Source organism: Roseisolibacter sp. H3M3-2 (assembly GCF_029211165.1).
GTDB lineage: Bacteria > Gemmatimonadota > Gemmatimonadetes > Gemmatimonadales > Gemmatimonadaceae > Roseisolibacter.
The window spans coordinates 1-17,525 of record NZ_JARGEK010000069.1 but is presented as its reverse complement, the minus strand read 5'-3'; the positions used below and the strand labels follow the sequence as shown (position 1 = coordinate 17,525).

Genomic DNA, 17,525 nt, shown 5'->3' with positions numbered 1-17,525 from the left:
CGCGCCGCGCCGGCCCCTCCCCCGACGGCCACCGCGCGCCGTTCGTGAAGCGCGTGCTCGGCGCCCCCGGCACGGAGTGGGTGAGGCACGCCGCGCCGGGGATGCACGTGCACGCGCCCGCGGGGTCGCGCGCGGCCGACGTGCTGCCGTCGCTGGCGGCGCAGGCGGGGGCGGCGCGCGTCGAGCTGCGCCGGCTGCTGGCGATGGAGGCGGCGGAGGACACCGCGCACCTCGAGCTGCTGGCGGTCGACGCGCGCGAGCAGATGCGCCCCTTCACCGGCGGCACGCCGGGCGGGTGGGCGGAGCCCGCGGCGTCGGCGGTGCTGTTCGTGACCAACGACTCGGCGCGCGCGCCGCTGCGCCACGAGCTGACGCACGTGCTGTCGTGGCAGCGCTGGGGGACGCCGCGGTCGCAGTGGATCTCGGAGGGGCTCGCGATGCACGCCGTCGGGCGGTGCGGCGGCCGCGCGCTGCACGCGATGGCCGCGTCGCTGGCCGCCGAGGGGCGTCTCGCGCCGCTGGCCGACCTCCCGCGGCGCTTCCACGTCGAGGGGGAGAGCGGGGCGGCGATGTACGTGCAGGCGGGGAGCGTCGTGCGCCACGTCGCCGAGACGGGCGGCGTTCCCGCGCTGCGCGCGCTGTGGTCGCGGGGGCTCGGCGCCGACCTCGCGGCGGTGGATCGGGCGTGGCGGGCGCGCGTCGGTCAGGAGCGGGTCGCGGAGCGGTGGGAGCGCATCGCCGAGGACGTGCGGGCGCGGGGATGCGAATGAGGGACCGGAACGGCGTGGTCCGATACGGCGTGGTCAGAAACGGCGTGGTCCGGTCCTACGTGAGCCGACACCGACAGGTGAAGGTCACGCAGTACCGGACCACGCCGTCATAGACCACGCCTCACCTGATCACGCCGTATCAGGCTTCCTGTTCTCCAACACCCCGAACATCCCCCCCGTCGGATCGACCGCGACCGCCATCCGCCCCCAGTCCTCGATGTCGGTCGGCGGCACCACGATCGTCCCCCCGAGCTCCGCGATGCGCGCGGCCGCCGCGTCGGCGCCGGCGACGGCGAAGTAGACCAGCCAGTGCGGGCGCGACGGGTCGCCGTCGGGGCGCCGCATCATGCCGCCGGCGAACGCGCCGCCGCGCCTGAACAGCCAGTAGGGGCCCGTCGGCATCGGCATCGTCTCGTGCGTCCAGCCGGCGAGGTCGCCGTAGAACGCGGCCATCGCCTCGGGGTCGGTCGTGAGCAGCTCGTGCCACGCCGCGGTGCCGGCGGGGGCGACGGCCGGCGCGTCGGGGGAGGGCTCGAGGCCGCGGTACGGCGACCAGATCGCGCCCGCCGGGTCTTCAACGACGGCGAAGCGGCCGACGTTCGGGATGTCGGTCGGCGGGACGAGCGTGCGGCCGCCCAGCGCGCCGGCGCGCGCGCAGGTCGCGTCGACGTCGCCCGTCTCGAGGTAGCTCACCCAGTGCGACGGCGCGCCGTGCGCCGCGTCGAGCGGGACGATGCCGCCCACCCCCTCCTCGCCGGCGGCGACCATCGTGTAGTCGCCCAGCTCGCCCAGCGGCATCACCTGCGTCGTCCAGCCGAAGAGCGCCGTGTAGAACGCGGTCGCGCGCGGCGCGTCGGTGGTCATCAGGTCGTGCCAGACGAAGCGGCTGCTGGCGGCGGGGGGCGCGTACGACGACGCGGCGGGGGACGTGGAGGGGGTGGTCATGGCCGGGGCGGGTGGAGGGTCGTGGTGCGGGCGTGGTACGATGCCGCCGCCGGCCGACGCGTCAATGCGGCGCCGTGTCCACGTTCGGTCACAGGGGCCGGGCCCTGGCGCAACCGCGGTCCCGCCCCGACGTTGCACCCCGTGAAGGCCCGCGCATTCTCCCCGCTCCCCGCCGCCCCGCTCCTCCCGTGGCCGGCGATCCTGCTCGGCGGGAGCGCGCTCACGCTGCTGGCCGCCGCGGCGCTGGCCGGCGCGATGACGGGGCGCCCCGCCATGCTGGACGAGGACCTGGCGCGGCTGCTGCGCGCCATGACGCTGCTCAAGGGCGTCCTCCAGCTGCTCGGCCTCGGCGCGCTGGCGTGGCGCTTCCGCCGGCCGGTGGCCCCGGCGTTCGCGGCGGGCTACCTGGCCTGCGCGTGGGGCGCCTCCGCGGCGCTCGGGCTGATGTGGCGCCAGGCCGCGCCCGCGACCAGCGCCGTGCTCCTGCACGGCGCGGCCGTGGTGCTGCTGGTCCTGGCGAGCCGCGACCCGGACTTCTTCCCGCGGCCCGCCGGCGGGCGTCCGTAGCCGACGCTTCGCGGCTCAGTAGCGCGCGTTCAGGACGAAGCCGCGCGTCAGCAGCGTGGCGCCCGACGGGCACTGCTGCAGGTCGACCGTCCCGTCGGCGCGGCGCGCCGGGAAGCTCACCGCCAGCTGGCGGTACGTCGTGCCGTCGGCGTTCACGCCGGGCTGGGCGAGCGTCCCCGTCGCCTCCGACAGGTCGCTGACCAGCGTCACGCGCAGCACGCCGCCCTCGTAGACGTCCATCGCGATCGTCCCGCGGCCGGTCAGCACCCCGCGCCGCTCCTGGAGCCGCGCGTCCGGCGAGATGCGCACGTTCGCGGGCGCCGACGCGCGGTCGAGGTCGAGCGAGACCACCTCCCCCGACTTCGGGGCGACCACGCGGGCGGTGATGCCCAGGGCGAGCTGCTGCGCGAAGTCGAAGCCGGGGGCCACCTGCGCGCACGGCAGCGGCGCGGCCGTCCCCCCGGTCACCACGACGACCGACGACGCCTCGGAGCGGGCGGGGGAGGCGGCGGACTGCGGTCCGCTGACCGGCGCCCCGTCGGCGCACGCGGCGAGGGCCAGGGGGAGGAGGGCGAGCGCGCGCGGGGCGAGGCGGGACGGCATGGTGTGGCGGGCGGGAGACACAGAGGGGGGTGAGGCGGGCCCGCCACGGTAGGGCCGGCCAGCCGCGCCGTCAAGCATGACCTCGCCGCCCGGTCAGCCCCGCGGCAGCACCAGGGTGAAGGTCGATCCCGCCCCTGGGGCGCTGGCCACCGTCACGTCGCCCCCCATCGCCCGCGCCAGCTCGCGGCTGATGGCCAGCCCCAGCCCCGTCCCCTCGGTGGCGCGGGTCAGCCCGCTCCCCACCTGCACGAACGGCTCGAAGATCCGCTCGTGCAGCGTCGGCGGGATCCCGACGCCGTCGTCCTGGACGTACACGCGGACCCAGGCGTCGTCGGCCGCCACGCGCAGCGCGACGCGGCCGCCCGCGGGGGTGAACTTGAGCGCGTTGGAGAGGAGGTTGAGCAGCACCTGGCCGGCGCGCTCGCGGTCGGTCGTCGCCACCAGCCCCTCCGGCGGCGGGTCGATCGTGAGGGCGAGCCCGCGCGACGCGGCCTGCGGGGCCACCACCGCCGCCGCCGGCTCGACCAGCGCGCGCACCGGCACCGCCGCCGCCTGGATGCTCACGCGCCCCGCCTCCAGCTTGGCGAACGACAGCACGTCCTCGACGAGGCTGAGCAGCCGCCGCGCGGCGTCGCGCCCGCGCACCACGAACGTGCGCTGCGCCTCCGCCAGCTCCCCCACCACGCCCGCGTCGAGCAGGTCGGCGTAGCCGAGGATGGCGTTGAGCGGCGTGCGCAGCTCGTGCGACATCACCGCCAGGAACTCGCTCTTGGCGCGGTTCGCGTCCTCGGCGTCGGCGCGCGCGGCCCGCTCGGCGGCGTCGAGGCGCGCGCGGTCCATCGCCTGCGCGCACTGCTGCGCGAGCGCCTGCAGGAAGTCGCGCTCCGCGGCGCCGAGCGGCGTCTCGACGGGGAAGTTGAAGCCGAGCGCGCCGAGCGGCCGGTCGCCGGCCAACAGCGGGACGGCGGCCATCGCGCCGCCGCCGTTGGCGCGCCGCAGCGCGGCGAGCTGCGGGTAGCGCGCGTCGCGCTCCGCGTCGTCGGCCAGCAGCACCGGCTCGCGCGTGCGCACCGCGTCGCACAGCGGGAAGGGCGCGTCGAGCGGGACCCGGGCGAAGCGCGCCAGCAGGTCGGGGTCGTAGCCGACGCCGCCCACCACCTCGAGCGCCGCGCCGTCGGGGGCGCGCAGCGCCTCCCCGTCGCGCGCCGCGCCGAGCGCGGGCATCCCGACGCGCAGCACGGCGTCGTCGATCTCGGGGGGCGTGCGCTCCGCCTCGCGGCGCGCGGCGCGCTCCGCCTCCTGCGCGCGGACGCGCGCCAGCTCGCCGGCGTACTCGCGCGCCAGCGCCTGCCGGAAGGCGAGGTCGTCGGCGGTGAAGCGGTGCGGCGCGCGGAAGTTGAACCCCATCGCGCCGAGCACGCGCCCGTCCACGACCAGCGGCAGCACGGCGCCGGCGGCGAAGCGCGACGTGAAGCGCCCGGCCGCCGGCGCGGTGCGCTCGGCGAAGCGCGCGTCGCGGTCCGCGGGGGCCTCCAGCCACACCGGCTCCCCCGCGCGCACCGCGTGCGCGGCGGGGAGCGGCGCGTCGAGCGGGAAGCTGCCGTAGGCCGCCTGCAGGTCGGCCGGGTACCCCTCGGCGTGCACCGTCTCCAGCCGGTCGGGGGCCTGCGGGGGGCGCTGCATCACGAACGCCGCGTCCGCGCCGAGCACCGCGAGCCCCTGCCCGACGACGCGCCGCCCCAGCTCCTCGATGGTGAGCGTGGCGGCGAGCGCGGAGGCGAGCGCCTGCAGCTGCGACAGCCGCGCCACCGCGCGCTCCGCCTCGGCGCGGGCGCGCCGCTCGGCGACGTAGAGCCGCGCCTGCGCCTCGGCGGCGTCGGCGGCCACGCGCCGCCGCTCGGTGACGTCCACCGAATAGCACGACACCCCCTCGGCGGTCGGGAAGAGGCGCGCCTCGACCCAGCGCCCGGTGCGCGGCGAGCGCGTCTCGACCACCTCGGCGCGCGCGTCGGCGAGCACGCGGCGCAGCGCGTCGCCGAGCGGCTCGCGCGCGACGTCGGGGAGCCCGTCCCACACGACCCGCCCGACGGCGGCGTCGGGGTCGAGCCCCTCCTCGACGATCCAGCGCCGCGCGGCCGCGTTGACGCGCAGCAGGCGCAGGTCGCGGTCGTAGGCGAAGAACGCGTCCGACATGCGGTCGAGCATGTCGGCGAGCTCCGCCTCGGCGCGCCGCTGGGCGTCGGGCGGATTGGTCGGGACGGACGACGTCACGCCGGCGGGCGGGATGTGGGACGGGAGCGCGGCATCCGGCGCGGCGCCCGTTCGAGACATGGGGCGCGGTCCAGGGCTTCGCAAGATCAACGACCAGGAGAACGGATGAGACGGATCAGATCTGATCCGTCTCATCCGTTCTCCTGGTCGTTAGAACTCGCCGACGAACCCGATCTCGGGCTCCAGCCGGTACCCCGAGTGCTCCTCGACCTTCCGCTGCGCGATCGCGATCAGCTCGCGCACGTCCTTCGCGGTGGCGGTGCCGCGGTTGACGACGATGTTCGCGTGCAGCGGCGAGATCTGCGCGCCGCCGTGGCGGAACCCCTTGAGCCCCGCCTGGTCGACCAGCCGCCCGGCGCCGATCCCCTCGATCTTCTTGAAGATCGACCCCGCGCTCGGGTGGATCTGCAGCCACGGGTGGCGCGCGCCGCGCCACGACAGGTTCTCGTGCAGGATGCGGTGCAGCCGGTCGGCGTCGCCGCGCTCCAGCCGGAACGTCGCGCTCAGCACGATGTCGCGGCGGTGGTGGAAGACCGTGTCGTCGTAGCCGAACTGCACGTAGTCGGCGTCGACCGTCTTCCGCTCCCCCTCCTCCGAGAGGATGTCGCACGACTCGAACGCCTCGGCGATGAACATCGTCCGCTCGCGCTCGGGGGCGGGCGAGAGGAAGTGCAGGTTCTGCCAGATCGCGCCGCCGACGGTGCTCGGGATGCCGATGTAGTGCTCGATCCCGCTCCACCCGCGCTCGACCGCCTCGAGGATGAGGTCCTGCATGATCGCCCCGCTCTCGGCCCAGAGCAGGCAGCGGTCGCCCTGGGCGCGGAAGCGGAAGTGGCGCGCCGCGTTGCGGATCACCAGCCCGCGGTAGCCGCGGTCCCCGACCAGGATGTTGGCGCCGAGGCCGAGGACGAAGTGCGGCAGCTCCAGCTCGCGGGCCGCGCGCACCGCCTCGGCCAGCTCGTCGGCCGTGCGGGCCATGTAGAAGGCGTCGGCCGGACCCCCGATGCGGAAGGAGGTGTATTGCGCGAGCCGGACGCCGCGCCGGACGCGCTCGCCACCGAGGCGGGCGTCGAGGGCGGCGAGGCGGGCGGCGTCGAGCGGTGCGGCGGCGGGCGCCGTAACTGGCGTCAGGGTCGTCGGGGACGGCATGAACGGAAACCAAACGGCCCCCCGACGGCCTCGCCAGCGGGGCGGCCGCCCCGGCGCCTGTCCCGGCCCGGGTCCGCACGCCAGCTTTCCGCCCTTCCCGAGACCCACGCCCACCCCGTCGCACGTGCGCATCCGCCCGCTCCTCGCCCTCTCCCTGCTGGCCGCGCTCGCCGCCCCCCTGGCGGCGCAGTCGCGCGCCGAGCTGGAGAAGGTCATCAAGCGTCGCGTCCTCCCCAACGGGCTCGAGGTCATCGTGGTCGAGAACCACGGCGTCCCGCTGGCCACCGTCGAGGTGGACGTGAAGAACGGCTCGTACACGCAGCCCCCCGACTACGCGGGGCTGGCGCACATGTACGAGCACATGTTCTTCAAGGCGAGCCAGCAGTTCCCGGCCCCCGACCAGTTCACGCAGCGCGCCACCGAGCTCGGGGCCGTGTTCAACGGCACGACGCAGGAGGAGCGCGTGAACTACTACATGACGCTCCCCGCCGACTCGCTGGCCGCCGCGATGCGCGCCGTCGCGAGCGCCCTGCGCGCCCCGCTCTTCCGCGCCGACGAGCTGGCGCGCGAGAAGGAGGTCGTGCTCGGCGAGTACGACCGCCAGGAGGCGAACCCCGCGTTCGGCTTCCAGAACGAGCTGACCAAGCGGCTCTACCCGGGGCAGTTCTCGCGCAAGAACATCATCGGCGACCGGCAGGTGATCCGCACGGTGACGCCCGAGAAGATGCGCGAGATCCAGCGCCGCTACTACGTGCCGAACAACACCGCGCTCGTCGTCACCGGCGACGTGGTCCCCGACTCGGTGTTCGCGTGGGCCGAGCGCTGGTACGGCGACTGGCAGAAGGGGGCCGACCCGTTCGCCGAATCGCCGATCCCGGCGATCCCCGCGCTGACGGCCAACGAGGGGCTGATCGCCGAGGCGGGGGTGAGCGCGGTGACGGTGCTGGTGCAGTGGCAGGGGCCGAGCGTGCGGAAGGACCGCGCGGCGACGTACACGGCCGACGTGTTCTCCGACGCGCTCAACACCGCCGGCTCGCGTTTCCAGCGCCGCCTCGTCGACACGGGGCTCTGGCAGGGGCTGGTGGTGAACTACTACACGCTCGACCAGGTGGGGCCGATCACGATCAGCGGCCAGATCGCCCCCGAGAAGCTGCGCGAGGGGCTGGCGGCGCTGCACGCCGAGATCGAGAAGCTGGACGACCCGGGCTACTTCTCCGCCGACGAGCTGGTGTCGGTGAAGGCGCAGCGGGCGATGGAGAGCGCGCTCGGCGCCGAGCGCACGAGCGGGCTGACGCACACGATCGGGTTCTGGTGGGCGGTCGCGGACCTGGACTACTTCATGGGCTACGTGGACGAGATGGCCAAGCAGACGCCGGCCGACCTGCAGCGGTACGCGGCGAAGTTCATCGTCGCGAAGCCGCGCGTCACGGGCGTGCTGCTGTCGCCCGAGGACCGCAAGCAGCTCGACCTGAAGGAGGCCGAGCTGGCGGCGGTGTGGAGCAGGCCGGCGGCGGGGGCGACGCCGTGAGGGCGCGCGCCCGCATCTCCGTCGCCGCCGCCGCGCTCCTCGCGGCGGCGCCCGCGCTCGCGCAGGCCGGGCGAGCGTCGAGCGTCGAGCGTGGAGCGTCGAGGGGGACCGACCCCACGCTCGACGCTCCACGCTCGACGCTCGACGCTCGCGTGGCGCCGAACGACACCAACACCGTGTCGTTCGACGTCAACGGCCTCCCCGTCATCCTCCGCCGCGTCACCTCCAACGAGGTCGTCGCCGCCAACCTCTACCTGCTCGGCGGGACGCGGCAGGCGGGCGCGGAGCAGGCGGGGCTCGAGCCGTTCCTGCTCGACGCGACGGAGCGCGGGACGCAGAAGTACTCGCGCGACGTGCTGGCCGAGAAGATGGCGCGCCTCGGGAGCCTCATCGGCGTCGACGCGGACCACGACTGGACGACGTTCGCGATGCGCAGCACCACCGCGACGTTCGACTCGACGTGGGCGATCTTCGCCGACCGGCTGATGCGCCCGACGCTCGACTCGGGGGAGGTCGAGCTGCTGCGCGGCCGCCTGCTGAGCGGCGTGCGCCAGCGGCGCGACAGCCCCGACGCGCAGCTCGAGTACCTGGCCGACTCGCTGGCGTTCGACGGGCACCCGTACGGGATCGCGCCGCGCGGCACCGAGGCGTCGCTGCGCCGCATCGCGCTCGCCGACCTGCGGAAGTACCAGCGCGAGCAGATGGTGACGTCGCGCATGCTGCTCGTGGTCGTCGGCGACGTCGACCGCGCGAAGCTGGAGCGCGTGGTCGCCGCGACGCTCGGCACGCTCCCCAAGGGGAGCTACGCCTGGCAGCCGCCGGCCCCGCCGCCGGCCCGGCCGTCGGCCGTCGCCGTCGAGCGGCGCGACCTGCCGACCAACTACCTGCTCGGCTACTTCCCCGGCCCGGCCGCGTCGAGCCCCGACTACTACCCGCTGCGCATCGCCACCGCGGTGCTCTCGGGGCGCTTCTTCGCCGAGATCCGCAGCAAGCGCAACCTGAGCTACGCGGTGCACGCGCCGTTCGTCGACCGCGCGGTGGCGACCGGGGGCGTGTACGTCACGACGGTGGACCCGCGCACCACGCTCGCCCTCATGCGCGAGGAGCTGCGCAACCTGCAGGAGGGGTGGATCACCCCGCGCGGGCTCGACCAGCTGCGGCAGCAGTTCATCACCGAGTACTTCCTCGACAACGAGACCAACGCCGACCAGGCCAACTTCCTCGCCCGCGCCCAGCTCTACCGCGGCGACTGGAAGCGCGCGGCGCGGTTCGTCGAGGAGCTCCGCGCGGTGACCCCCGACGACGTGCGGCGGGTGGCGCGGCAGTACCTGCACGACCTCAGGCTGGCGTACATCGGGAATCCGGCGCGGTTGGACGAGAGCATGGTCAAGGGGTTCTGACGCGGCGGCCACGACCTCGAACGGCGGGAGTCGGAACGGCGGGAGTGATCGGGGCGGGAGTCATGACGGCGCCACCACGGCTCGGGACTTGAGTCGCAGGGGCGCCGCTGTGACTCCCGCTCTTTCGACTCCCGAAGTCACCACTCCCGCCCGTCACGACCATGCCGGTCCGCCTGCAGGAACTGCATCCGTCGCTCGTCCACTTCCCGATCGCCCTCCTCCCCGCCGCCGTCGCGGCGGACCTGCTGGCGCGGCTCACCGACAGCGACGCGCTCGCCGAGGCGGGGCGCGTGCTGATGCCGGTGGCGGCGGCGAGCGCGGTGGTGTCGGCCGCCGCGGGGCTGGTGGCGCAGGAGGAGGTGCGCGCCGAGGGGGTGGCGCACGACCTCCTCGCGACGCACCGCACGCTGAACGTCGCGCTCACCGCGATCGGGACGGCGATGGCGGCGTACCGCGTCGGCGTGCGGCGCCCGGGGGCGAGGTACCTCGCCGTCGGGCTCGCGGGGCTCGGCGCGCTCGGCTACAGCGCGTACCTCGGCGGCAAGATGGTGTACGAGCACGGCGTCGGCGTGAAGCCCGCCGACGGGCTGCGCGACGGCGACTCGCCCGAGCTCGCCCCCGGCCACTTCGGCGAGGCGGCGCGGCGGGCCGTCCGCGACGTCGAGACCGCCATCCCGACCGCGGTCGAGGAGATGCGCGCCGGCGACCTCCTCCCCGCGATCGGCCGCGACCTGGAGAACCCGGCCGCCCTGCCGCCGCGCGACCTCGGCGCGCGCGACGAGGGACCCGGCGCCCCCGAGTCGATCCCCTGACCATCCGCCCGACGCCGTCGCGGGTGCACGGGGCGTGCACTTGGAATGTGGTCCCCAGCCGCCAGGAGACCCCGATGCGATCGCGAGCCACCGCCCGACGGACCCCGCCGCCCGACCAGAAGGACGAGATCCCGCCGCCGCCCCGGGCGCGCCCGGCGGCCCGGGCCACCGCGCCCGCGTCGCGCCGCGCCCGCCGCCCGGAGGTGCCGCGCGAGCCCTCGCCGGTCGAGGACGTCGTGCGCGTGCTCCCGACCGACCCCGGCGCGCTCTACCGCGAGGAGAAGTCGCGCCGCGTGCCGCGCGTCGACCCCGCGGTCATGGACGAGGCGCGCCGCCTGCTCGCCGAGGCGATGACGCCGATCGGCGGGCGGAAGAAGGGGGGCACCGTCACCGTCGGGCAGGCGGCGCGGCGGCGCAAGCCGGCGCTCAAGCCCGACGAGTTCGACCTCCCCGAGTACCGCCCCGGCTTCGCCTCGGGCGGGGGGGGCGGCGGCGGCGAGCGCGACGACGCCGACGACTGATCGACGACCGACCGGCGCGGCCGGCCGGGCGACGCCTAGCGCGCCCGGCCGGCCAGCACGGCGCGCACGTCGTCGAGCGAGACGCCGAGCGCGCGCAGCGCCACCAGCGTGTGGTACAGCACGTCCGCGCCCTCCTCGGCCGCCCGCGCGCGGTCGCCGTCGGCGCACGCGGTCACCAGCTCCGCGGCCTCCTCGCCGATCTTCTTGAGGCGGAGGTTGCGGTCGGCGAGCAGGCGCTGGGTGTAGCTCGGGCGGTCCGGCTGGGGGTCGGACGCCGCCCGGGCGGCCAGCGTCGCGTCGAGCGCCGCCAGCTCGTCGCCCGCCGGGGCGCCGAAGCAGGTGGGCGCGCCGGTGTGGCAGGCCGGCCCGGCCGGCGCCACGCGCGCGAGCACGGCGTCGCCGTCGCAGTCGGGGGCGAGCGACACGACGCGCTGCACGTTCCCGCTCGTCGCGCCCTTGTGCCACAACCCGCGGCTGCGCGAGCGGTAGTGCATCTCCCCCGTCTCGAGCGTGCGCGCCAGCGCCTCGCGGTCGGCGTGCGCCACCATAAGCACCGCGCCCGTGTGCGCGTCCTGCGCGACCACGGTGACGAGGCCGTTCCCCTTCGCGAAGTCGAGCGAGTCCAGATCGAGCATGCCGGAAGCTAACGGGGTTCGGCCCCGTGGCTCCGCCGTTCGCCCCGCCGAACTTGACACCCGCCCCGCGGGCCCGGATGCTGCGCCGTGCCCCGCATCGCCCCCCGCACCGCGGCCCTCCCGGACGGCCGCCCGCCGACCCCCCGCCGCGCCCGGCGCCGGCGCTGGGGGATCGCCGCGGCCTGGTGGACGCTCGACGCGTTCATCACGGTGACCAACTACCACCGCATGGGCGCGGGCGACGAGGCCCAGCGGGCCGCGGTGGTGCTGGCGACGGCGGTGAGCGCGGCGCTGTGGGTGCCGCTCACCGTGTTCGCGTTCTGGCTGGCGGCGCGCGTCCCGCTGGAGCGCGGGGCGTGGGCGCGGCGGCTCCCGGTGCACGTCGCCGCGGCGCTCGGCGTCTGCCTGGCCCGCGCGGGCGCGGTGGTCGTGCTCAACCCGTGGGTCGGCTGGTACCCGGCGCTCCCGCCCCTCCCCGAGCTGCTGGCCACCAGCGTCGCCAACAACCTGCTGCTGTTCTGGATGCTGGTCGGCGTCGGGCACGCGCTGCTGTTCGCCGACCGCACCCGCGAGCGCGACGAGCGGCTGGTGCGCGCGGAGCTCGACGCGCTCAAGCTGCAGCTGCACCCACACTTCCTGTTCAACACGCTCAACGCCGTCGCCGCCTACGTGCGCACCGACCCCGACACGGCGGAGCGGATGATCGGGCGCCTCAGCCAGCTGCTGCGCCACACGCTCGACGCCGCGCACGTCGGCGAGGTGACGCTGGCCGAGGAGCTGCGCGTGCTGGGCGCGTACGTGGACATCGAGCAGGTGCGCTTCGCCGACCGGCTGCGCGTGCGCTGGGACGTCGAGCCCGAGGCGCGCGACCTGCTGGTGCCGCACCTCTTCCTGCAGCCGCTGGTCGAGAACGCGATCCGCCACGGGATCGCGCCGCGCGTCGCGCCCGGGACGGTGACGATCGTCGCGCGGCGGCAGGAGCGCGCGCTGCTGGTGGCGGTGCGCGACGACGGCGTGGGCTTCGACGCCGGGACGGCCACCGCCGGCGTCGGGCTGGCCAACACGCGCAGCCGGCTCGCCCACATGTACGGCGCGCAGCAGCGGTTCGACGTGCGCGCCGCGCCCGGCGCCGGCGCGGCGGTCGAGATGCGCCTCCCGCTCCGCCCGCGGGCGGCGGTGCCGGCGTGATGCGCGTCTTGATCGCCGACGACGAGCCGCCGGCGCGCCACCACCTGCGCCGCCTGCTCGCGGCGCACCCCGACGTCGAGCTGGTGGGCGAGGCGCGCGGCGGGCGCGAGGCGGTGGCGTCGATCCTCGCGCTGCGCCCCGCGGTCGCGCTCCTCGACGTGCAGATGCCCGAGGGGACGGGGCTGGACGTCGTGCGCGAGGTCGCCGCCGCGGTGGGGTGGGAGGGGGCGCCGGCCGTGGTCTTCGCCACGGCGTACGACGCCTACGCCGTGCGCGCGTTCGAGCTGCACGCGGTGGACTACCTGCTCAAGCCCTACGACGCCGCGCGGCTGGCCGAGGCGCTGGGGCGGGTGCGCGCCCGGCTGCGCGGCGCGCGCGCGGCGCGGGTCGACGAGGGGCTGCTCGCCCTGCTCGCGCGCGCCGACCGCGAGGCCGGCTACCTGCGCCGCCTGAGCATCCGCGTCGGCGCGCGCGTGCGCCTCGTGGACGTGGACGCGGTCGACTACTTCGAGGCCGACGGGAACTACGTGCGCGTCCACGTCGGCGGCGCGTCCGAGCTGATGCGCGAGTCGCTCACCGCGCTCGGCGAACGGCTCGACCCGCGCCGCTTCGTGCGCGTGCACCGCTCGCTGGTGGTCAACCTGCGGCGCGTGGTCGAGGTCGAGCCGCTGTTCGCGGGGGAGTACGTACTCTTCCTCGCCGGCGGGCGACGCCTCACCACCGGCCGCACCTACCGCGCGGCGGTCCAGCAGGCGCTCGGCCTCCGTCCGTAGTCGTCCGCGGCCGCCGGCCCACCGTTCGTCCCGCGCGCGTGGCGCCCGCGCCCCGTCCCGCCGAACCGTGCACGCGACCGGGCCGCACGACGCGGCCGGCGCACACCGCACTGGGAGGACGGGGATGCGACAGGGACTGCTGACCGGATCACTGCTGGCGTGGACGACGCTCGCCACGCTCGCCGCCGCGGCGTGCGCGGACGGGGGCGCGCAGCGCCCGCTGGCGCCGCGCGACGCGCCGGCGGCCGCCTCGTCGGCCGCGCGCGACGCCGCGCCCGCGGTGCCGGCGGTCTTCGCCGAGGGGACGATCTCGGACGCGCGCGAGCAGTGGCGCATCACCTTCACCCCCGACGGGAAGACGGCGTACTTCGCCAGCAGCGCGGCCTTCTTCCCGTTCACGCGGCAGGCGACGATCTACGTCTCGCACCTCGCCGACGGCGCGTGGTCGGCCCCCGAGGTCGCGTCGTTCTCGGGGACGTACAGCGACATCGACCCGTTCCTCGCGCCGAACGGGCAGCGGCTCTACTTCTCGTCGATCCGCCCGGTGGACGGCGTGGCGCGCGGCGACGTCGACCTGTGGATGGTCGAGCGCGCGCCCGGCGGCGGGTGGGGGGAGCCGGTGTGGCTCGGCCCGACCGTCAACACCCCGACCGCCGACGAGCTCTACCCGTCGGTGTCGGCCGACGGCACGCTGTACTTCGCCAGCGGGCCGTTCTTCCCGCAGCCGGGGCGCCACTTCGACATCTACCGCGCGGCGCGCGACGGCGACGGCTTCGCGCCGCGCGAGGCGCTGGGCCCGGGGGTGAACACGACGCCGGTCGCCGGCGGCGGGCTGCAGGACGCGTGGGAGTTCAACCCCGAGATCTCGGTCGACGGGCGCACGCTGGTGTTCACGTCGCTGCGGCCGGGCGGGTACGGGCTGGGCGACCTCTACGTGAGCCACCTCGAGCGCGGCGCGTGGACGGCGGCGCGCAACCTGGGCCCGGTGGTGAACACGGCGGCCGACGAGTACCACCCGACGCTGTCGCGCGACCGGCGCGCGCTGTTCTTCGTGCGGCGCGGGCCGCTGCCGGGGAACTTCTACCGGGTGTCGACGCGCGTGCTGGACGGGCTCTGACGGGCGGGGCGGCCGGCGGGGCGGCACGGCTGGTGCCCGGACGGGCGCACGACCAGCTTTCACCCCCCGCTCGGCCCACCCCCACGCCCCGCATGCGCGCGCGCATCCAGCGCCTCTTCGCCGAGTACGGCGTCGCCGCCCTCGTCCTGCACTACCTGATCTTCGCCGCCGTCTTCGCGGGGGTCTGGCTCGCGCTGCGCGCCGGCTGGCGGCCGGCCTCGTTCACGGGGAGCGCGGGGCTGGCGACCGTGGCCTACGGGATCACGAAGCTGACCATGCCCGTGCGCCTCGCGGCCACCGCCGGGCTGGTGCCGTTCGTGGCGCGCGGGTGGGAGCGGCTGAGCGGCCGGCGGCGCGCCGAGGCGGCGATCACCGAGGCGGCGATCACCGCGCCGGACACGCGGCCGCCGACGCCGTGACCGCCGGCGGCTCGCCGCCGCGCAGCCAGGCCTCGCGCAGCCGCAGGTGCGCGGGCGAGGCGTCGGGGCGCGCGACGAGGCGCTGCACCATCCCGTTCGCGTCCTCGACGACGTCGATCCCGAGCCAGCCGTAGTACTCCCTGAGCGGCAGCGGCTCGGCGCGCTCGACGTGGCGGGCGAAGAAGTCGCGCACCGCGGGCGACGTGCGCGCGCCGACGAGCGCGATCAGCGAGTCCTCGGGGAACGGGCGCGACTTGCCGTACTCGCGCGCCAGGTCGAGCACCAGCGCGCGCAGCCCGCGCCGCCCCTCCGACTCGCGCAGCAGCAGGATGTCGAGCAGCCCCGCCGCCAGCGCGCCGCGCATGTAGATGTTGCCGTACTGCCGCGCCCCCTCGGCGGTGTACGAGGTGCGCGCGAGGTCGAGCAGCGAGTACGACGCGTCGTAGCCGCGCCGGTCCACCTGCGCCTTCTGCGCGACCACGGCGAGGTAGCGCTCGAGCGGCATCAGCCCGCCCTCCTGCTGCATCTTCTGCGCGGCCCACTCGGTCGTCCCCTCGTACAGCCAGAGGTGGCGCGACGGGACGGGGCGCTCGTAGTTGAAGCGCTCCACCACCTCGGAGTGGATGTTGAGCGGCGTCACGACGTGGAAGAACTCGTGCGCGGCGATGCTCGTGATCCCGCGCCCGACCTCCTCCGTGAACGGCGCCTCGTCGAGCGTGTAGGCGGAGCTGTACGAGTGCTCCCACGCCCCGCGCGCCGCGCCCTTGCCGGCGTCCGAGAAATCGAACAGGAAGACGTAGCGGTCGACCGGGAGCGTGCCGAGGAAGCGCCCCGCCGACTCCAGCATCCCCTGCATCGCGCCGCGCAGCTGGTCGGCGGTGATCCGGTTGGTCGGCGAGTGGACCGCGATCCCCACCGGGACGCCGGTCACGCACAGCTGCGCCGTCGTCAGCCGCCCGGCCAGCACCGGCGAGTCGACGAGGTGGTCGTAGCTGTCGGCGCGGAAGACGCCGTCCTCCTCGCGCAGCGCGGTGGCGACCTGCCACCCGGCGGGGCGCACCAGCCGCAGCTCGATCGGCGACGCCTGGCGCGTGGCCGGGAAGCCGACGACCGCGTGCCAGTTGAGCAGCGCGTGCTCGGGCTCGACCGCGCTCCCCGCCATCGGGTACACCGGGAACTCTGTCACGCCGGCGTGCCGCGTGTCGACGGCGCGCCAGGTCACCGTGCGCACGCGCGCCGGCTCGGCGAACCGCCACTGGTTCACGCTCGCCTGCCGCACCGCCACCGGGCGCCCCTCGGCGTCGGCCGCCGCGAGGTCGCGCACGAAGCGGCCGACGTTCATCGTCTGGTAGGTGCCGGGCGCGGTGGCCGCGAACTGCAGGATGCTGTCGCCGGGCGCCAGCGAGTCCACGCGCAGCGTGACGGCGACCGCGTGCCCGTCGGTGCGCGTGAGGTCGACGGTGTAGCGGAGCGGCGCCTGCGCGGCGAGCGGCGCGGCGACCAGGAGGAGGAGCAGGGAACGGGTCATCCCGTCAAGCTACGCCCGCCGGCCGGGCCGGCCCGTTCACGTTCCGTGCAGCGTGCGCCGCACCGCCTCCGCCAACGCGCCGTTGGTGGCCACCGCGTCGCCGCCGAACGCAGTGCGCCGCCCGTCCCAGCTCGTGAACGTCCCTCCCGCCTCCTCGAGGATCGGGAGGAGCGGCGCCGAGTCCCAGTCGCCCATGATCGGGTCCACCATCGCCTCGGCGCGCCCGGTGGCGACGAGCAGGTAGCCGTACGCGTCGGCCCAGCTGCGCGACAGCAGCGCCGCGTCCTCGAGCGCGCGCCAGGCGTCGCGGCGGTCGGGGCGGTGCGAGAACTTGGGGTCGGTGGTCAGCACCGTCGCCGCGCCGAGCGACGCGACGTCCGACGCGCGCGCCCGCGCGCCGTTCCACCAGCACCCCTCGCCGGGCGCGGCGCACACCATCTCGCCGACGGCCGGGAAGTATGCCGCGCCCGCCAGCACCTCGTCGCCCGCCACGCACGCCACCAGCGTCCCCCACAGCGGCACGCCGCGCACGAACGTCTTGGTGCCGTCGATCGGGTCGAGGATCCACCGCCGCGCGGCGTCGGGGCGCGTGGTGCCGAACTCCTCGCCGAGGATCCCGTCGTGCGGGAAGCGCGCGGCGAGCCAGCCGCGCGCGGCCTCCTCGGCGCCGCGGTCGGCGACGGTGACGGGCGAGCCGTCCCCCTTGGTCTCGACCGCCAGCGCCGACCGGAAGTGGCGGAGCGCGTGGTCGCCGGCGACGCGCGCGACGTCGGCGGCGGCGTACATGAGCAGGGCGGGCGTCGCGTCGGGCATGCGTCGTCAGTCGTCGTCGGAGGTGTCGGGATCGTCGGAGTCCGCGCCGGCGCCGAGGAAGCGCGTCATCCGCGCGACCTCGGCGTCGAGCGCGCGCGCGAAGGCGCGGTCGCGCGGGCGGCCGTCGCGGAACCCTAGCTGCACGTCGAGCGCGCCGCCGCGCACCGCGACGTTGGCCCAGCCGACCAGGCGGTCGCCCCACAGCACGGGGAGCGCGTAGTAGCCGTACAGCCGCTTCGGCGCCGGCGTGTACGCCTCGAAGCGGTACGCCCACCCCCACAGCTGCTCGACGCGCGCGCGGTCCCACACCAGCGGGTCGAAGGGGGCGAGGAAGCGCACCACGCGCGGCGCCGCGGCGCGCGCGCCGTCCGCGTCGGGCGGGGCGTCGGCGGGCCACACCCAGGGGACGCCGTCCACCTCGCCCAGCGCCACCAGCGCCGCGCGCACCAGCGCGGCGAGCGCGTCGCCGGGGGGCGCGCCGTCGGG

The 17,525-nt window shown here is 76.1% G+C and carries 17 protein-coding genes and 1 pseudogene; 10 read left to right on the top strand and 8 right to left on the bottom strand.

The genetic code is table 11. The annotated features are described in order from the left end of the window. A pseudogene (locus PYV61_RS08235) lies at nt 1-770 on the top strand (hypothetical protein); the annotation flags it as partial. A 129-nt stretch (nt 771-899) separates the two neighbouring features. Here the strand turns inward: PYV61_RS08235 and PYV61_RS08230 are convergent. Then, nucleotides 900-1,715, bottom strand: coding sequence for a VOC family protein (locus PYV61_RS08230; RefSeq protein ID WP_275830230.1), 816 nt, complete (start codon nt 1,713-1,715; stop codon nt 900-902). A gap of 141 nt (nt 1,716-1,856) precedes the next feature. Here PYV61_RS08230 and PYV61_RS08225 point away from each other — a divergent pair, with 141 nt between their 5' ends. Further along, entirely contained in the window at nt 1,857-2,282 is a 426-nt protein-coding gene (locus PYV61_RS08225; RefSeq protein WP_275830228.1) for a hypothetical protein, read from the top strand. A 15-nt stretch (nt 2,283-2,297) separates the two neighbouring features. Here the strand turns inward: PYV61_RS08225 and PYV61_RS08220 are convergent, their stop codons facing one another. From PYV61_RS08220 to murB, 3 genes are all read right to left on the bottom strand, one after another. Then, on the bottom strand, nt 2,298-2,885 hold the full coding sequence (locus tag PYV61_RS08220; RefSeq protein WP_275830226.1) for a hypothetical protein: 588 nt from the start codon (nt 2,883-2,885) through the stop codon (nt 2,298-2,300). Nucleotides 2,886-2,978: 93 nt separating this feature from the next. Next, the gene (locus PYV61_RS08215; RefSeq protein WP_275830224.1) at nt 2,979-5,156 is read right to left on the bottom strand and encodes an ATP-binding protein; all 2,178 of its coding nucleotides are present in this window, start codon (nt 5,154-5,156) and stop codon (nt 2,979-2,981) included. Nucleotides 5,157-5,306: 150 nt separating this feature from the next. Further along, complete coding sequence (gene murB, locus PYV61_RS08210; protein ID WP_275830222.1) at nt 5,307-6,305, bottom strand: UDP-N-acetylmuramate dehydrogenase; 999 nt, start codon at nt 6,303-6,305, stop codon at nt 5,307-5,309. 124 nt (nt 6,306-6,429) lie between these two features. Between murB and PYV61_RS08205 the strand changes: the two genes are divergently transcribed. The 4 genes from PYV61_RS08205 (at nt 6,430) to PYV61_RS08190 (ending at nt 10,566) form a co-directional block, all read left to right on the top strand. Beyond that, a complete protein-coding gene (locus PYV61_RS08205; RefSeq protein WP_275830220.1) occupies nt 6,430-7,833 on the top strand; it encodes a pitrilysin family protein in 1,404 nt (467 codons plus the stop codon). Beyond that, entirely contained in the window at nt 7,830-9,233 is a 1,404-nt protein-coding gene (locus tag PYV61_RS08200; protein ID WP_275830218.1) for a pitrilysin family protein, read from the top strand. Before PYV61_RS08205 ends, PYV61_RS08200 begins: the two co-directional genes overlap by 4 nt. Before the next feature lie 161 nt (nt 9,234-9,394). Next, nucleotides 9,395-10,045, top strand: coding sequence for a DUF2231 domain-containing protein (locus PYV61_RS08195; RefSeq protein ID WP_275830216.1), 651 nt, complete (start codon nt 9,395-9,397; stop codon nt 10,043-10,045). A 74-nt stretch (nt 10,046-10,119) separates the two neighbouring features. After that, nucleotides 10,120-10,566 (top strand): hypothetical protein, encoded by a 447-nt coding sequence (locus PYV61_RS08190; RefSeq protein WP_275830214.1) that lies wholly within the window; start codon nt 10,120-10,122, stop codon nt 10,564-10,566. Nucleotides 10,567-10,601: 35 nt separating this feature from the next. On the opposite strand, the gene hisIE is transcribed toward PYV61_RS08190, so the two are convergent. Then, on the bottom strand, nt 10,602-11,201 hold the full coding sequence (hisIE, locus tag PYV61_RS08185; protein WP_275830212.1) for a bifunctional phosphoribosyl-AMP cyclohydrolase/phosphoribosyl-ATP diphosphatase HisIE: 600 nt from the start codon (nt 11,199-11,201) through the stop codon (nt 10,602-10,604). 87 nt (nt 11,202-11,288) lie between these two features. On the opposite strand from hisIE, the gene PYV61_RS08180 reads away from it, so the two are divergent. The 4 genes from PYV61_RS08180 to PYV61_RS08165 all read left to right on the top strand — a co-directional run bounded on the left by PYV61_RS08180 (nt 11,289) and on the right by PYV61_RS08165 (nt 14,698). Further along, nucleotides 11,289-12,389 carry a histidine kinase gene (locus PYV61_RS08180; protein WP_275830210.1) on the top strand — a complete coding sequence of 367 codons (1,101 nt, stop codon included), beginning with the start codon at nt 11,289-11,291 and terminating at the stop codon, nt 12,387-12,389. Next, on the top strand, nt 12,389-13,162 hold the full coding sequence (locus PYV61_RS08175; RefSeq protein ID WP_275830208.1) for a LytTR family DNA-binding domain-containing protein: 774 nt from the start codon (nt 12,389-12,391) through the stop codon (nt 13,160-13,162). The genes PYV61_RS08180 and PYV61_RS08175 overlap by 1 nt, the downstream gene beginning before the upstream one ends. 124 nt (nt 13,163-13,286) lie before the next feature. Further along, nucleotides 13,287-14,279, top strand: a complete 993-nt coding sequence (locus tag PYV61_RS08170; protein WP_275830206.1) for a hypothetical protein — start codon at nt 13,287-13,289, stop codon at nt 14,277-14,279. Nucleotides 14,280-14,371: 92 nt separating this feature from the next. Further along, complete coding sequence (locus tag PYV61_RS08165; protein ID WP_275830204.1) at nt 14,372-14,698, top strand: hypothetical protein; 327 nt, start codon at nt 14,372-14,374, stop codon at nt 14,696-14,698. Here the strand turns inward: PYV61_RS08165 and PYV61_RS08160 are convergent. From PYV61_RS08160 to PYV61_RS08150, 3 genes are all read right to left on the bottom strand, one after another. After that, nucleotides 14,664-16,226, bottom strand: coding sequence for a hypothetical protein (locus PYV61_RS08160; RefSeq protein WP_275830203.1), 1,563 nt, complete (start codon nt 16,224-16,226; stop codon nt 14,664-14,666). The genes PYV61_RS08165 and PYV61_RS08160 overlap by 35 nt on opposite strands. A 36-nt stretch (nt 16,227-16,262) precedes the next feature. Then, nucleotides 16,263-17,039, bottom strand: coding sequence for a histidinol-phosphatase (gene hisN, locus PYV61_RS08155; protein ID WP_275830200.1), 777 nt, complete (start codon nt 17,037-17,039; stop codon nt 16,263-16,265). Between the two features lie 6 nt (nt 17,040-17,045). Next, a partial coding sequence (locus PYV61_RS08150; protein WP_275830198.1) for a crosslink repair DNA glycosylase YcaQ family protein occupies nt 17,046-17,525 on the bottom strand: 480 nt, incomplete at its 5' end.

Excerpts from the sequence above, each read along its gene's own strand:
- PYV61_RS08230 (WP_275830230.1), bottom strand. The coding sequence starts at position 1,715 with ATGACCACCCCCTCCACGTCCCCCGCCGCGTCGTCGTACGCGCCCCCC.
- PYV61_RS08220 (WP_275830226.1), bottom strand. The coding sequence starts at position 2,885 with ATGCCGTCCCGCCTCGCCCCGCGCGCGCTCGCCCTCCTCCCCCTGGCC.
- murB (WP_275830222.1), bottom strand. The coding sequence starts at position 6,305 with ATGCCGTCCCCGACGACCCTGACGCCAGTTACGGCGCCCGCCGCCGCA.
- PYV61_RS08195 (WP_275830216.1), top strand. The coding sequence starts at position 9,395 with ATGCCGGTCCGCCTGCAGGAACTGCATCCGTCGCTCGTCCACTTCCCG.
- PYV61_RS08190 (WP_275830214.1), top strand. The coding sequence starts at position 10,120 with ATGCGATCGCGAGCCACCGCCCGACGGACCCCGCCGCCCGACCAGAAG.
- hisIE (WP_275830212.1), bottom strand. The coding sequence starts at position 11,201 with ATGCTCGATCTGGACTCGCTCGACTTCGCGAAGGGGAACGGCCTCGTC.
- PYV61_RS08175 (WP_275830208.1), top strand. The coding sequence starts at position 12,389 with ATGCGCGTCTTGATCGCCGACGACGAGCCGCCGGCGCGCCACCACCTG.
- PYV61_RS08170 (WP_275830206.1), top strand. The coding sequence starts at position 13,287 with ATGCGACAGGGACTGCTGACCGGATCACTGCTGGCGTGGACGACGCTC.
- PYV61_RS08165 (WP_275830204.1), top strand. The coding sequence starts at position 14,372 with ATGCGCGCGCGCATCCAGCGCCTCTTCGCCGAGTACGGCGTCGCCGCC.
- PYV61_RS08160 (WP_275830203.1), bottom strand. The coding sequence starts at position 16,226 with ATGACCCGTTCCCTGCTCCTCCTCCTGGTCGCCGCGCCGCTCGCCGCG.
- hisN (WP_275830200.1), bottom strand. The coding sequence starts at position 17,039 with ATGCCCGACGCGACGCCCGCCCTGCTCATGTACGCCGCCGCCGACGTC.